The following is a 15,544-nucleotide window of genomic DNA, read 5'->3' as shown; positions in this document are numbered from 1 at the left end:
GGCCCGGCCGCGCACACGGGTGCGGGCCGGGCCGGGGCTGCTCAGCCCAGCAGGACGTCGTCGTCGCCGAGGCAGCGCAGTTCGCGCACGAGCAGGGCCGTGCCGGTGATCAGGGCGGCGGCGCCGACCAGGGCGTTGACCAGCTTCAGCGTGTCGTTCTCGGTGCGGGCCTTCTTGACGTCCTTGTACACGGAGATGGCGCCGAAGGCGCTGGTCCCGATGGACAGCCACAGGCCGGGCTTGCTGTGCTTGAAGCCCTTGGCCTTCTCGATCTTGCTCACAGTGCCGGTGCCTCCTCCAGCAGGGGGTGCCCCCACTTGTCGTTGAGCGCGGCCTCGACGGCGCCGCCCACGCGGTACAGGCGGTCGTCCGCCATCGCGGGTGCGATGATCTGCAGGCCGACCGGGAGATTGTCCTCCGGGGCCAGACCGCAGGGCAGCGACATGGCCGCGTTGCCCGCGAGGTTCGACGGAATCGTGCACAGGTCGGCCAGGTACATCGCCATCGGGTCGTCGGCGCGCTCGCCGATCGGGAAGGCGGTGGTCGGCGTGGTCGGCGAGATCAGCACGTCCACGCCGGCGAAGGCCGCGTCGAAGTCGCGCGAGATGAGCGTGCGGACCTTCTGGGCCGAGCCGTAGTAGGCGTCGTAGTAGCCCGAGGAGAGGGCGTAGGTGCCGAGGATGATGCGGCGCTTCACCTCGGGGCCGAAACCGGCCTCACGGGTGAGGGCGGTGACGTCCTCGGCCGAGCGGGTGCCGTCGTCGCCGACCCGCAGGCCGTAGCGCATCGCGTCGAAGCGGGCCAGGTTGGACGAGGCCTCGCTGGGCGCGATCAGGTAGTACGCCGGCAGCGCCAGGGTGAACGACGGGCAGGAGACCTCGACGACCTCGGCGCCCAGCTCGCGCAGCAGCTCCACGGACTCGTTGAACCGCTGCATCACGCCGGCCTGGTAGCCCTCGCCGGCGAACTCCTTGACCACGCCGATCCGCATGCCGCGGACGTCGCGCAGCTTCGCCGCCTCGACCACGGCCGGGACCGGCGCGTCGATCGAGGTGGAGTCCAGCGGGTCGTGGCCGGCGATGGCCTCGTGCAGCAGCGCCGCGTCCAGCACGGTGCGGGCGCACGGGCCGCCCTGGTCGAGGCTGCTGGAGAACGCCACCAGGCCGTAGCGGGAGACCGAGCCGTAGGTCGGCTTCACGCCGACGGTGCCGGTGACGGCGCCCGGCTGGCGGATCGAGCCGCCGGTGTCGGTGCCGATCGCCAGTGGTGCCTCGAAGGCGGCCAGCGCGGCGGCCGAACCGCCGCCGGAGCCGCCGGGGATCCGGGTGAGGTCCCACGGGTTGCCGGTGACGCCGAAGGCGGAGTTCTCGGTGGAGGAGCCCATCGCGAACTCGTCCATGTTGGTCTTGCCGAGGATGACGACGCCGGCGTCCTTGAGACGCGTGGTCAGCGTGGCGTCGTACGGCGGGATCCAGCCTTCGAGGATCTTCGAGCCGCAGGTGGTCGGCACGCCCTTGGTGGTGAAGACGTCCTTCAGCGCCAGCGGGACGCCGGCCAGCGGGCCGAGCTCCTCGCCCTTGGCGCGCTTCTCGTCCACGGCCTTGGCGGCGCTCAGCGCGCCCTCGGCGTCGACGTGCAGGAAGGCGTTGACCTTCTTGTCGACGGCCCCGATGCGGTCCAGGTGCGCCTGGGCGACCTCGACGGCGGAGACCTCGCCCTTGGCGATGGCGCCCGCGGTCTCGGCGGCGGTGTAGCGGATCAGGTCGGTCATCTCGGTCAGTCCTCCCCGAGGATCTGGGGAACGCGGAAACGCTGCTCCTCGGCGGCCGGGGCACCGGCCAGGGCCTGCTCCGGGGTGAGCGACGGCCGCACCTCGTCCGCGCGCATGACGTTGGTCAGCGGGAGCGGGTGGGAGGTCGGCGGGACGTCCTGTCCGGCGACCTCGGAAACGCGGGCGACCGCGCCGATGATCACGTCGAGCTGCTCGGCGAAGTGGTCCAGCTCTTCGGCCTGCAACTCAAGACGCGACAGCCGAGCGAGGTGGGCGACCTCCTCGCGCGTGATGCCAGGCATGCAGCGATCCTCAGGGTGAGTTCTGGTGAGGCCCGGCGGTGCGGTGAGGCGGTGCCGGGCCCGGGCGGGAGCAGCCGGCTCGGCGCTCCCGTCCTCTTGGTCTGTGGCCCCATCCTATGGGGCGCGGCCCTGCCACCGGCCAACGAGTAACGCCGGGGCCCGGTCACTGCGGCCACGGGCGCCGGCCGGCCCGGCGTGCCGGGGGCGCCACTGCGGCCGGTTCGGGGGCTAGTTCGGCGCGCCGGGGGCCCGGATCTCCATCTGCGCGGCCTGCGCGGCCTGGATCACCGGCGGCAGGACGGACTGGCCGACCGGGCTGATCACCGGCTGGACTCCGGCCTGGATTCCGGCCTGGATTCCGGCCTGGAGCACGGGCTGGGCAGCGGCCTGGAGGCCGGCCTGGACACCGGCCGGGAGCACCGGCGGGATCGCGGGCGCGATGGCCGGCTGGGCACCGGGCTGGAGCACCGGCGGCAGCCCCGGCTGGACGGCCGGCGGCAGCTGGGCGGCCGCGCTGAACCGTTCCACCTTCGGCGCGCCGGTGCGGTGCACCCGCAGCCAGGCGGTGGCCTGCTCGGCCGGCAGCGCCGCCGAGACCAGCCAGCCCTGGACGGCGTCCACGCCCATGCGGTGCAGCCGCTCCCAGGTCTCGTCGTCCTCGACGCCCTCGGCGACCACGGTCAGGCCGAGCGAGTGCGCCAGCTCCACCGAGCAGCGGACCACCGCCGCGTCGTGGTCGTCCGCGACCATCCGGGAGACGAAGGAACGGTCGATCTTCAGCTCGCCGACCGGAAGGCTGCGCAGCCGCACCAGTGAGGAGTGGCCGGTGCCGAAGTCGTCGAGGGACATCCCCACGCCGTAGCCGCGCAGCTCGGCCAGGGTGTCCGCGGCGCGCCGGGAGTCGTCCAGCAGCAGCCGCTCGGTGATCTCCAGCTGGAGCGCGTGGGCCGGCACCTGGTGGCGGACGAGGTGCCCGGCGACCCGCTGGGCGAAGCCGGGGTTGAGCACGTCGCGCGGCGAGACGTTCACGGCGACCTGCACCTGGAGGCCCTGTTCGCGCCAGTAGGCGAGCTGGCCGACGGCCGCCTCCAGCACGTAGTCGGTGAGCCGGGGCATCAGGCCGCTGGACTCGGCGAGGCCGACGAACTCGTCCGGCGAGACCTTGCCCTGGCCCGGCCGCTCCCACCGCAGCAGCGCCTCAAGGCCGACCACCCGGCCGTCGAAGGCCACCTTCGGCTGGTAGTGCAGCTGCACCTCTCCGGTCTCCAGCGCCCGCCGCAGGTCGCCCAGGAGCCCGATCCGGTAGGGCGTGTCGGCGTCCTGGGTCTCGTTGTACTGCTCGACGGAGGTGCGGCCGTGCTGGGCGTGGCCCATCGCCACGTCGGCGCGGCGCAGCAGCGACTCGGCGTCCTGGGCGTGCTGCGGGTAGACGCAGACGCCGGCGCTGGCCTCCAGGACGAGCAGCAGCCCGTCCAGGCGGATCGGCGCGGCCAGCTCGGCGATCAGCGCCTTGGCGACCCGCTCCAGGGTGTCCGGGCAGCCGACGCCGGGCAGCAGGACGGCGAACTCGTCGCCGCCCATCCGGGCCACCAGCGGACGCCCGCCCCGGTAGTGCCGGGGCAGCCCGGCGAAGACGTCGTCGATCGACTCCCGGGTGGCGCTGCCCGCCGGGCCGCCGGACCGCAGCGCCCGGTGCAGCCGGCGGGCGATGTGCACGAGTAACCGGTCGCCGGCGGTGTGCCCGAGCGTGTCGTTGAGTGACCGGAACCGGTCGAGGTCCAGCAGTATCAGCCCGACGCTGTACCCCTGCTCGTGCTCGGCGATCGCCTCCTGGGCCGCCAGCAGCAGCGCCTGGCGGTTGGGCAGGTCCGTCAGCGGGTCGGTGAGCTGGTCCCGGGCCCGGTCACGGGCGATCCGCCACGCCGCGACCAGCACGGCCAGCGGCACCGCGAAGAGCGGCAGCAGCTCGGGCTCGTACCGGTAGACCAGGACGGCCAGCGGGATGAGCGGCGCGGCGCCGGCCAGCAGCACGCCGAGCAGCAGGACCGCACCCGCCACCCCCTGCGGCGGGCGTGTGGGCGCACCGCCGGTCGTACGATCCATAAGCCCTGTCCTCCGTCGGGCCCGCCCCGTCAGGCCGCCTTACGGTGAGGCACCGTGCTGGTGCCGGCAGCTGCCGGGCATGGAGCGACCCCGCGGAGACCGGCTCAGCCGGTGCCCCCACCCCTGCTGACACTCTGTTGCGCTCCAGGGTATTCCGGGGTCCACCCGGCGGGCAGACTTTCGGACAACCGGGAACACGCCACCGAGTTCGGGTGCCGCGCAGTGACACAATGCCCGCTTTCACTGTGCGGCACCCGGTGACGTTGCATCAGGACGATAACAAGACGGATTCGGCGCTTCCGCGCGCGGGTCAGCCTTCGGCCGGGGCTTCCTCCACGGGCTCCTCGGCGGCCTCCTGCCCGTCGGCCTTCTTCGCGGCCCGCTTCCGCGCGGGCGCCGCCTCCACGGGCTCCGGCTCCTCCGGCAGGCCCAGGTGGAGCCGCGCCGCCCCCGGCCCCTGGTCGAGGAGGACGGCGAAGCCCGCGTCGTCCAGCACCGGCAGTCCCAGCTGAACGGCCTTGTCGTACTTGGACCCGGGGTTGTCGCCGGCCACCACGAAGTGGGTCTTCTTCGACACCGAACCGGTCACCTTCGCTCCGCGCGAGGTCAGCGCCTCCTTGGCGCCGTCCCGGGTGTGCCCGGCCAGGGTGCCGGTGACGACGACGGTCAGGCCCTCCAGCGGGCGCTCGCCCTGCTCGTCGTCCCCGGCCTCCTCGGTGAAGCGGACGCCGGCCCGGCGCCACTTCTCCAGGATCTCCCGGTGCCAGTCCTCCTGGTGCCACTCCTTGATCGAGCGGGCGATGATCGGGCCGACGCCCTCGACCGCCGCCAGCTCCTCCTCGCTCGCCTCGAAGATCCTGTCCAGGTCGCGGAACTCCCGGGCCAGCTCCTGGGCGGCCACCGGGCCGACGTGGCGGATCGACAGCCCGTTGATGAACCTGGCCAGCGGGCGGTCCTTCGCCTTGCCGAGGTTGTCGAGAAGCGTCCCGAGCGACTTCTTCGCCGCGCCCGTGGTGGTGGCGAAGAAGAAGACCTCCTTCTCCTTGCCGGTCTTGTCGTCGAGCTTCGGCATGCCCGTCTTCTGGTCGCGGACCAGCACCTTGATCGGCAGCAGCTGCTCCTCGGTGAGGCCGAAGATGTCGCCCTCGTCCCTCACCGGAGCCTCGGCCGGCTCCAGCGGCTGGGTCAGCGCGGTGGCGGCGACGTAGCCGAGGCCCTCGACGTCCAGCGCCGAGCGGCCGCCGAGGAAGGCGATCCGCTCCCGGATCTGCGCCGGGCAGAACTGCGCGTTCGGACACCTGAGGTCGATGTCCCCCTCGGACATCGGCCGCAGCTCCGCACCGCACTCGTGGCAGTGCGCGGGCATCACGAACTCCTGCTCGGTGCCGTCCCGCAGGTCGTAGACCGGGCCGAGGATCTCCGGGATGACGTCGCCGGCCTTGCGCAGCACCACGGTGTCGCCGAGCAGGACGTCCTTGGCCTTGACGACCTGCTGGTTGTGCAGCGTCGCGTACTGGACCATCGAGCCGGCCACCTTGACCGGCTCCGCCAGCACCGCGTACGGGGTGGCCCGGCCGGTGCGGCCGATGCCGACCTTGATCGCGGCGAGCTTGCCGGTGACCTCCTCCGGCGGGTACTTCCAAGCGATCGCCCAGCGCGGGGACTTGGAGGTGGCGCCGAGCCGGCCCTGGAGGGCGATCTCGTCGACCTTGACCACCACGCCGTCGATCTCGTGCTCGACCGAGTGCCGCTGCTCGCCGTACTGCCCGATGAAGGCGCGGACCTCGTCGAGGGTGGCGACCACCCGGTTGTGCCGCGCGGTGGGCAGGCCCCAGTCGTGCAGCAGCTGGTAGGCGTGCGACTGGTTGTCGATGTCGAAGCCGACCCGGGCGCCGATGCCGTGCACCACCATGTGCAGCGGCCGGGAGGCGGTGACGTGCGGGTCCTTCTGGCGCAGCGAACCGGCGGCGGCGTTGCGCGGGTTCATGAACAGCCGGATCATCGCCCGGGGCCGCCTGCCCTCCTTGGCGCGCTCCTCGTTCTCCTGCCGGCGGCGCTCGTTCTCCTCCGCGAAGGAGGCGTTGAGCGCCTCGAAGGCCTCGGTCGGGAAGTAGACCTCGCCGCGGATCTCGACCAGCTCGGGGATGTTGTCGCCCTTGAGCTGGTGCGGGATCTCCCGGATGGTGCGGACGTTGGCGGTGATGTCCTCGCCGACCCGGCCGTCGCCGCGCGTCGCGGCCTGCACCAGCTGGCCGTTCTCGTACGTCAGGTTGACGGCCAGGCCGTCCACCTTGAGCTCGCACAGGTAGTGGTAGTCGATGCCGTGCAGTTCGCCGGCGACGCGCTCGGCCCAGGCGGCGAGCTCGTCGTCGTCCATGGCGTTGTCCAGGCTGAGCAGCCGCTCGCGGTGCTCGACCGCGGCGAACAGCTCCGTCGGGGCGCCGCCCACCCGCTGGGTCGGCGACTCCGGGGTGACGAGCGCCGGGTGCTCGGCCTCCAGCCCCTCCAGCTCGCGCATCAGCGCGTCGAACTCGGCGTCGCTGACGACCGGCGCGTCCTGCTCGTAGTAGCGGGCACGGTGGTCCGTGATCTCCACCGCCAGCTCGGCGTGCCGTCTGCGCACCTCTGCCGGGACGTCCTCCCAGCCCTCGACAGCCACCACCGCAAGCCCTCCGTTACCTGTTACTCCGGGTTGTCCACCAGGCTCTGCGCCGCCCGCGCGCTGAGCGACAACGCCTGGCGCGCGTACGCCGGGGAGGCCCCGGCCAGCCCGCAGGCGGGTGTCACCAGCACGCGGCGGCCGAGCAGCTCCGGGGCGAACCCGAGCCTGCGCCACAACGTCCTGACACCCTGGACACTACCGGCCGGGTCCGACACCGCCTGGTCAGTGGCGGGGACGACACCGGCGAGGATCGCGGTGCCGCCCTCGACCGCCTCGCCGAGGTCGTCGTCCATCCGGTCCGTCAGGAGCGAGAAGTCCAGCGAGATCCCGGCCACCCCGGCCCGGCGCAGCAGGGGAATCGGCACGTTCGGCGCGCAGGAGTGCACGATCACCGGCGCGTCCAGAGCGCGGACCAGCTCGCGCAGGGTCTCCTCGGCGACCTGCCGGTCCACCGCGCGCAGCCGCTGGAAGCCGCTGGCCGTCTTCACCGCGCCGGCCAGCACGGCGGGCAGCGAGGGCTCGTCGAGCTGGAGCACCACCTCCGCGCCGGGGATCCGCCTGCGGACGTCGGCGAGGTGGCGGCGCAGGCCCTCGGTGAGCGAGCCGGCGATGTCACGGCAGGCCCCGGGGTCGGCGAGCGCCTTCTCGCCGTGCTTCAGCTCGATCGTGGCGGCCAGCGTCCACGGCCCGACCGCCTGCACCTTGAGCGCGCCCCGGTAGCCCTGGGTGTACTCCTCCAGGGCGTCCAGGTCCTCGCGGAGCCAGGAGTGGGCGCGCCGGGTGTCCCGGCCCGGGTGGTCGGTGAAGCGCCAGCCGCTCGGCTCGGTCTGGGCGAACAGCTCGACCAGCAGGCCGGCCCCGCGCCCGATCATGTCGGCGCCCGGTCCGCGCGCGGGCAGCTCCGGGAGGAACGGCAGGTGCTCCAGCGCCCCGGTGGCCGTCCTGGCGGCCTCCCGCGCGTCGGTGCCGGGCAGCGAGCCGACGCCGGTGGCGGCGCCGGTCAGGTCGGGGAAGGGGTGTCCGTTGCTCACCCGTCCGAGCCTAGTGCGCCGGGCGGGCGCGGCCCGCACACGGGCGCGGCCCCGGTGCCGAGCGCGGGGCTCGGCACCGGGGCCGCGGGATGTCCGTGCGGGCTGCGGTCAGTACTGCTCGGAGCCGAAGGAGTCGACCACCACGTGGATCGGCGCGCCGCTCGCGTTGTAGAACGACACCCAGTCCCCCTTCACCGGCACCACGACCTGGTTGGCGATGGTCTCGCCGGCCACGAAGTTGAGGTTCGAGACCTTGGGCATCACCTCACCGCCCGGGTAGACGGTGAGGTGGCCCTCGGCGCCCGGCTCGGTGACCGTGACGTTCAGGGTCCTCGCAGCGGTGGAACCGCTGGAGCCCATGTAGACCGACAAGGTGCCCCAGGCCGCAACGGCACCTGCGGGACGCGAGTGGTACCGGTCGGTGCTGAAGTTCGTCCGGGTGTCCATCATCCGCGTCGGACCGTACGGGCGGTAGCTGAGCCTGCCCTCGGCCGTGTAGTAGCCGGCCAGGTCCGCGAGCAGGTGCACGGTGCCGCCGGAGGCGTTGTAGAACGACACCTTGCCGTCCTTCACCGGCACCGTCACCAGGTTCGGAATCGTCCGGCCCGCCGTCCAGTTCACGTTCGACGCGTTGGGCGCGGCACCACCGTGCGGGTAAACGGTGAGGTGGCCGTCCACCGTCGGCTCGGTCACGGTCACGTTCATCGTCACCGCGGTCACACCCGTCGCCGGGATCCCTGCCGCACCCGCGACCGGCAGGTCGACGGTGCCCCACGCCGGGACGGCCTGCGCCGACGGCACCCCGATCGGCTCCCGGGTGTCCAGCAGACGGGACGGACCCTGCGGGTGGAAGAGGTCGCCCTTCGAGCTGTAGTAGCCGGCCAGGTCGGCGATCAGATGCACCGGGCCGTCGGAGGCGTTGAAGAAGGACACCTTGCCGTCCTTCACCGGCACCGTCACCAGGTTGGCGATCGTCCGGCCGGCCTCCCAGTTCAGGTTCGACGCGTTCGGTACCGCGTCACCGTGCGGATACACCGTCAGGTGGCCGCCCTTCGTGGGCTCGGTCACCGTCACGTTCATCATCACCGCCGTCAGGCCGGTGGCCGGCACCCCCGCCACACCCGCGACCGGCAGCTCCACGCTGCTCCACGCCGGGACGGCCTGCGCCGACGGCACCCCGATCGGCTCCCGGGTGTCCAGCAGGCGGGTCGGACCGGCGGGCGTGAACGCGCTGCCGACGTTGGTCTTCTCACCTGAACCGCGGTCGCGGAAGCCGCTGCCGGTACCGGTGTTGGGCACCCGCGGGTCGTCCACGGGCGCGCGGCCGTCGAAGTCGGTCGCCGGCATCCCGGGCGCGTTCTCGTCGGCGGAGTCGATCCTGTGGCCGACGGGTGCGTCCGTTCCCGGTGAGGCGGACGAGTCCGGCTCCACGTAGTCGTGAACGCCCTGCCCGCTGGCGGCGGTGAACGCCGGCTGGTCGGTGTAGGCGGTGCCGGCCCAGTTGTAGGCGAGGCCGTCGCTGCGCGAGTCGACGATGTTGTAGTCCACCTTGGTCCCGGCGGTCGCGGCGGCCGCGACGGTGATGCCGGTGTGCTGCGCCGGGTCCACGCCGGCGCAGGCCCCACCGAACAGGGTCCCCGTGTCGACCACGTTGTTCTCCACCGTGGCACCGCCGGAGGCCCCGGTCAGGACCACACCCGGTCCGCAGAGCGGCAGCATGCTGTTGCTGACGATCACCGTGTTCGGGGCGCCGTCGACCAGGACGGCCGTGCCGCGGGTATCGCTGATGGTGTTCGTGGTCAGCACGGTCCCGGTGGAGCCGCCGTCCACCGTGAAGGCCGCCGCCCCGTCCACGTTGACGCTGGTCTCGCTGCGGGAGAAGACCACCTGACTGGAGGCGTTGGTGATATGGGCGCCCCCGGTCATCAGGCTCACAGCGGTGAACGACACGTCTCGCGCGCCGTCCACCGTCAGCGGCTTCCCGTCGGGCGTGAAGACGACCAGGTTCTGGAACCTGAGGTGCTCGCCCTTGACGACGAAGCTGTTGATCGGGTGGCCCGACTCGCCGATGTGGGCCATGCCTCCGGAGTACCGGGCCGGGCCGCGGAAGGTGATCGGCGCCTCGGCCGTACCGGAGCCCGCGACGGTGAGGTCCCCCTCGTCGTAGACGCCGTCGGCGATCTCGACCGTCTGGCCCGGACGGGCGGCCGCGGCGGCGGCACCGACGTGACAGAACGGCGCGGCCTGGGTGCCGGCGCCGCTGTCGGTGCAGTTCAGCCCGGCCTTGTTGTTGACGTAGAGCGTGGTGGCGTCGGCCACCGCGCCGCCCGTACCGACGGCCGGCAGGCCGACCGTGCCGAGCAGCGTGGCCCCGACGGCCAGGGCTGTGCGAAGTCTGGAAATGGGATGCCCCCCTGGGCGGAAATGCGGACCGGTGCCGCGTGCGAGCCCTCGTCGGCCTGGGGTTTCCCGGCGGAGGGCCTGGGTCTCCCGGCGGAGGGTCGATCGGGATCATGCCACAGGGGGTGGGAACCGCACCACGGGGTAATCCGAAGCGGCCCCGGCACCGAGCGCGGGGCTCGGTCCGGGGCCGCGGGGGTGGTGCTCGGGGGGGGTCAGTACGCCTGGTAGCCGAACAGGTCGACGACGATGTGCAGCGGCGCACCGCTGGCGTTGTACAACGAGATCGTGCCGTCCTTGACCGGGACCACGACCTGGTTGGGGATGGTCTCCCCGGGCAGGAAGTTGAGGTTCGAGGCGTTCGGCGCCGCATCGCCGTGCGGGTACACGGTGAGGTGGCCCTCGGCGCCCGGCTCGGTGACCGTGACGTTCAGGGTCACCGCGGTGACGTTCGGGATGTCACCGACCGGGACGTCCAGCGTGCCCCACGCCGGCACGGTGCCGGCCGGACGCTCGCCGTCCTCCCAGCGGATGTACTCACGCGTGTCGATGAGCCGCCACGGCCCCTCCGGACGGTAGCTCACCTTGCCCTCGGCGGTGTAGTAGCCGGCGAGGTCGGCGATCAGGTGCACGGTGCCGCCGGAGGCGTTGTAGAACGAGACCTTGCCGTCCTTGACCGGGAGCGTCACCAGGTTCGGGATCGTGCGCCCGGCGGTCCAGTTGAGGTTGGAGGCGTTCGGCGCCTTGTCCCCGTGCGGGTAGACGGTCAGGTGACCGTCCGCCGTGGGCTCGGTCGCCGTCACGTTCATCGTCACCGCGGTCACGCCCGCCGCCGGGACCCCGGCTACGCCCGCGACCGGCAGGTCGACGGTGCCCCACGCGGGCACGGCCTGCGCCGCCGGGACGCCGATCGGCTCCCGGGTGTCCAGCAGCCGGGTCGGGGCCTGCGGGTGGAAGAGGTAGCCCTTGGTGCCGTAGTAGCCGGCGAGGTCGGCGATCAGGTGCACGGTGCCGCCGGAGGCGTTGTAGAACGACACCTTGCCGTCCTTCACCGGGACCGTCACCAGGTTCGGGATCGTGCGCCCGGCGGTCCAGTTGAGGTTCGACGAGGCGGGCGCCTGGTCACCGTGCGGGTAGACCGTCAGGTGGCCGTCCGCCTGCGGCTCGGTCACCGTCACGTTCATCGTCACCGCGGTCACACCCGTCGCCGGGACCCCGGCTACGCCTGCGACCGGCAGCTCGACCGTTCCCCACGCCGGGACGGCCTGCGCCGTCGGGACGCCGATCGGCGCACGGGTGTCCAGCAGACGGGTCGGGCCGGCCGGGGTGAACGCGCTGCCCACGTCCAGGTTCTCGTGGGCGCCGCGGTCGCGGATGCCGCTGCCGGTCCCGCTGTTCGGCACCGTCACGTCGTCCACCGGGGCCGCGCCGATGCGGTCGGACGCCAGCATGCCCGGGGCGTTCTCGTCGGCCGAGTCGACCGTGGGGTCGACCGGCGCGTTCGGGCCCTTCTGGGACCACGACGGGGTGACGAGGTCGTGCGCGCCCTGGCCGGTGTTCGCGGTGAACTGGCCCTGGGCGGTGAAGGTGGTACCGGCCCAGCTGTAGGCCGCACCGCCGCTGCGCGAGTCGACGACGTTGTAGTCGACCTTGGTACCGGCGGTGGCGTTCGCCCCGACGGTGATCCCGGTGGCCTTGGCGGCCTTGTCGGCACAGGACTTGTCGAGGTCCAGCGCGGTGTCCACCACGTTGTTCTCGACCACCGCGCCGGTCGACGCGCCGTCCAGCACGATGCCCGCGTAGCAGCGCGTGTTCATCGAGTTGCTCACCACGACGGTGTTCGGGGCGTCCTTGACCAGGATGCCCGTCCCGTCGGTCGGCGCACTCGGCTGCACCTCGTTGGTGGTCAGCACCGTTCCGGTGGAGCCGCCGTCCACGAGGAGGGCCGGGCCCGCCGTGTAGACGCGGCCGCGCCCGAACAGCACCTTGTCGGAGCCGTTGGTGATCCGGATGCTGGTGCCGCCGCCGACGTCGACGCCGTCGAACGCCACGTCACCGGCGCCGTCCACCACCACGGAGGGCTTCTGGAAGGCCGGGGTGATCGACAGGTTCGCGAAGCGCAGGTGCTGGGCGCCCTTGACGGTGAAGCCGTTGACCGGCTTGTCCCAAGTGCCGAGCCTGACGCCGCTCGACAGGTAGAGCGGGTCCGGCCGCTTGCCGCGGAAGGTGATCGGCGCCTCGGCGGTACCCGATCGGGTGAAGGTCAGGTCCTCGGTGTAGGTACCGTCGGCGATCTCGACCGTCTGCCCCGGCTGGGCGACTGCCGCCGCCGCGCCGATCGTGCAGAACGGTGCCGCCTGGGCGCCCGTACCGGCATCGGTGCAGTTGGCACCGGCAGCGTTGTTGACGTAGAGCGTGGTGGCCGCGGCGACCGCGCTGTTGGCCCCGACGGCCGGCAGACCGACCGTGCCGAGCAGCGTCGCACCGACGGCCAGCGCTATGCGGGTTCTGGAAATCGAAGCCCCCCTGGGCATGACGAAGCGCTATGGCGCATTCCAACCCTCGGACGTCCGAAAGTGATCGAACGGAGGGCGGAGCGGATCATCGCACAGGGGGCAGAGCTCTACCAAGGCTTTACCGGCGGCCCCGGCCCGCACCCGAGGGCGGCCCTGCCGCAGAGCGCGGAGCTCCGCAGCAGGGCCGCCCCCGGGCGGTGGTGCGGTGGTGCGGTGGTGCGGTGGTGCGGTGGTGCGGTGGTGCGTTGGTGCGTTGGTGCGGTGGTGCGTTGGTGCGTTGGTGCGTTGGTGCGTTGGTGCGTTGGTGCGTTGGTGCGTTGGTGTGGCGGGAGCGCTCAGTAGCGCTCGGTGCCGAACACGTCGACCACGAGGTGCAGCGGCGCGCCGCTCGCGTTGTACAGCGAGATCCGGCCGCCCGACTGCTGGACCACGACCTGGTTGGCGATGGTGTCACCGGGCTTGAAGTTGAGGTTCGAGACGTCCGGCACCGCGTCCCCGTACGGGAAGACGGTGAGGTGGCCCTCGGCGCCCGGCTCGGTGACCGTGACGTTCAGGGTCACCGGGAGGCCGTTCGTCGCGCTGGTGTTCAGGTCCAGCGTGCCCCAGGCCGGGACGGGGCCTGCCGGACGGTGGTAGCTGTGGTCCGCGAAATCCCGTCGGGTGTCCATGATCCGCGTCGGACCACCGGGGTAGAAGGCGGTCTTGCCGGTGGTGGCGTAGTAGCCCGCCAGGTCGGCGATCAGGTTCACCGTGCCGCCGGAGGCGTTGTAGAAGGACACCTTGCCGTCCTTCACCGGCACCGTCACCAGGTTCGGGATCGTCTGCCCGGCCGTCCAGTTGATGTTGGAGGAGTCCGGCGCCGCTCCGCCGTGCGGGTAGACCGTCAGATGGCCGCCCCCCGTGGGATCGGTCACCGTCACGTTCATCGTCACGGCCGTCACGCCGCTCGCCGGCACACCCGCGACACCGGTGACCGGCAGGTCGACCGTGCCCCAGGGCGACACGGCCTGCGTGCTCGGGACTCCGATCGCCAGACGGGTGTCCAGCAGCCGGGTCGGCCCCTGCGCGTGGAACAGCGAACCCTGCGGGCTGTAGTAGCCCGCCAGGTCGGCGACGAGGTGCACGGTGCCGCCGGAGGCGTTGAAGAAGGACACCTTGCCGTCCTTCACCGGCACCGTCACCTGGTTGGCGATGGTGTGCCCGGACGCCCAGTTGACGCTGGAGGAGTCCGGCGCCGCGCCGCCGTGCGGGTAGACCGTCAGGTGACCGTCCACCTGCGGCTCGGTCACCGTCACAGTCATCGTCACGGCCGTCACGCCGCTCGCCGGCACACCCGCGACACCGGTGACCGGCAGGTCGACCGTGCCCCACGCCGACACGGCCTGCGTGCTCGGGACTCCGATCGCCAGACGGGTGTCCAGCAGCCGGGTCGGGCCGGACGGGGTGAACGCGCTGCCGACGTCGGTGCGCTCCTCCGCGCCGCGGTCACGGATGCCGCTGCCCGTACCGGTGTCGGGCAGCGTCGGGTCCTCCACCGCGGTCTTGTAGAACCGGTCGGTCGGCAGCATCCCGGGCGCGGTCTCGTCGGCCGCGTCACCGGCGTGGTCGGTGTAGTCCGGGCCCCGGAAACGGCTGATCGGCGCGAGGAAGTCGTGGGCGCCCTGCCCGCCGCTGGCGGCCGTGAAGGACGCCTGGTCGGTGTAGGTGGTGCCGGCCCAGTTGTACGCCGGGGTGTTGCTCTGCGCGTCGAAGGTGTTGTAGTCGGCCTTGGTGCCCGCGGTGGCGCTCTGGGCCACGCTGAGACCGAAGTCCTGGGGCGCGTCCGGGCCGCCGCACGGGACTGCCTGGTCGCCCGTGGGGTTGATCACGTTGTTCTCGACGACGGCACCGGTCGAGGTTCCGGTCAGCACGATGCCGGGCGCGCAGACCCCCTCGATGCTGTTGGCCACGACGACGCTGTTGGGCGCGTTGTCGACCAGCACGGCGGCCCGGTCGTCGCCGGAGCCGGGGACGAGGAGGTTGGTGGTGACAACGGTGCCGGTGGAGCCCCCGTCCACCTTGATGGTCGGGCCCTTCGTACCGAGGAAGGTGCCTCGGGAGTAGCGGACCTGGCCGGAGCCATTGGTGATGCGCGCGCCGGTGTCGCCGAAGGCCGCGAAGTCGTCGAACGAGACGTCCTGCGCGCCGTCCGCCAGCACGACCGGCCGCGAGGCGGCGGCGTACACGCCGAAGTGCTCGAAGCGGACGTGCGCGGCGCCGCGGACGGTGAGGCCGCCGCCCGGCGCCTTGCTCGTGCCGATGCTGGCGCTGCCGCCGTAGCCGGGCTCGAACGGCGAGGGGCCGCGGAAGGTGATCGGGGCCCCGGACGTGCCGGAGCGGGTGATCGTGAGATCGTTCTCCGGGTAGTCACCTCGGGCGATCTGGACGGTCTGGCCCGGCTGGACGACGGCCGCCGCGGCGGCGACGGTGCAGAACGGCGCGGCCTGGGTGCCGGTGCCGCCGTCGGTGCAGTTGGCCTGGGCGTTGTTGTTGACGTAGAGCGTGGTGGCCGCGGCAACCGCGGAGTTCGCACCGATGGCCGGCAGAGCGGCCGTCCCGAGCAGCGTTGCGCTGAGCGCCAGCGCAAGGCGGGTTCTGGAAATGGAAGTCCCCCTGGACGATCGGGCGGCGCTGGGTGCGCCGCTCGCCGCCTTCTCGAAACGCGTCCGGAAAAGCGGCGAGCGGATCATTCCACACCGGAGATACCGGCCGAAATACCC

At 72.4% G+C, this 15,544-nt stretch carries 8 protein-coding genes and 1 pseudogene; all 9 read right to left on the bottom strand.

All coding sequences use genetic code 11. The features are described from left to right. Positions 1-41 precede the first annotated feature (41 nt). The 9 genes and pseudogenes from J5Y04_RS09290 to J5Y04_RS09250 all read right to left on the bottom strand — a co-directional run bounded on the left by J5Y04_RS09290 (position 42) and on the right by J5Y04_RS09250 (position 15,514). Positions 42-281 carry a hypothetical protein gene (locus J5Y04_RS09290; protein WP_209411380.1) on the bottom strand — a complete coding sequence of 80 codons (240 nt, stop codon included), beginning with the start codon at positions 279-281 and terminating at the stop codon, positions 42-44. Further along, positions 278-1,771, bottom strand: coding sequence for an Asp-tRNA(Asn)/Glu-tRNA(Gln) amidotransferase subunit GatA (gene gatA, locus J5Y04_RS09285; RefSeq protein ID WP_209411379.1), 1,494 nt, complete (start codon positions 1,769-1,771; stop codon positions 278-280). The genes J5Y04_RS09290 and gatA overlap by 4 nt, the downstream gene beginning before the upstream one ends. Before the next feature lie 5 nt (positions 1,772-1,776). Further along, positions 1,777-2,073: an Asp-tRNA(Asn)/Glu-tRNA(Gln) amidotransferase subunit GatC gene (gene gatC / locus J5Y04_RS09280; RefSeq protein ID WP_035845952.1), complete on the bottom strand. Its 297-nt coding sequence runs from the start codon at positions 2,071-2,073 to the stop codon at positions 1,777-1,779. Between the two features lie 471 nt (positions 2,074-2,544). Continuing rightward, positions 2,545-4,113 (bottom strand): annotated as a pseudogene (locus J5Y04_RS09275) (putative bifunctional diguanylate cyclase/phosphodiesterase); the annotation flags it as partial. Positions 4,114-4,486: 373 nt separating this feature from the next. Then, a complete protein-coding gene (ligA, locus tag J5Y04_RS09270) occupies positions 4,487-6,835 on the bottom strand; it encodes an NAD-dependent DNA ligase LigA (RefSeq protein ID WP_209411535.1) in 2,349 nt (782 codons plus the stop codon). 23 nt (positions 6,836-6,858) lie between these two features. Next, positions 6,859-7,869, bottom strand: a complete 1,011-nt coding sequence (locus J5Y04_RS09265; RefSeq protein WP_374105973.1) for a methionine synthase — start codon at positions 7,867-7,869, stop codon at positions 6,859-6,861. 108 nt (positions 7,870-7,977) lie between these two features. Next, entirely contained in the window at positions 7,978-10,188 is a 2,211-nt protein-coding gene (locus J5Y04_RS09260) for a right-handed parallel beta-helix repeat-containing protein (protein WP_209411377.1), read from the bottom strand. Positions 10,189-10,484: 296 nt separating this feature from the next. Then, a complete protein-coding gene (locus tag J5Y04_RS09255; RefSeq protein ID WP_209411376.1) occupies positions 10,485-12,803 on the bottom strand; it encodes a right-handed parallel beta-helix repeat-containing protein in 2,319 nt (772 codons plus the stop codon). Between the two features lie 317 nt (positions 12,804-13,120). Beyond that, the gene (locus tag J5Y04_RS09250; protein WP_209411375.1) at positions 13,121-15,514 is read right to left on the bottom strand and encodes a hypothetical protein; all 2,394 of its coding nucleotides are present in this window, start codon (positions 15,512-15,514) and stop codon (positions 13,121-13,123) included. Positions 15,515-15,544 lie beyond the last annotated feature (30 nt).

This window comes from Kitasatospora sp. RG8 (assembly GCF_017813315.1).
Classification (GTDB): Bacteria; Actinomycetota; Actinomycetes; order Streptomycetales; family Streptomycetaceae; genus Kitasatospora.
The sequence above is the reverse complement of the archived record's forward strand: the minus strand, read 5'-3'. Positions and strand labels throughout refer to the sequence as shown.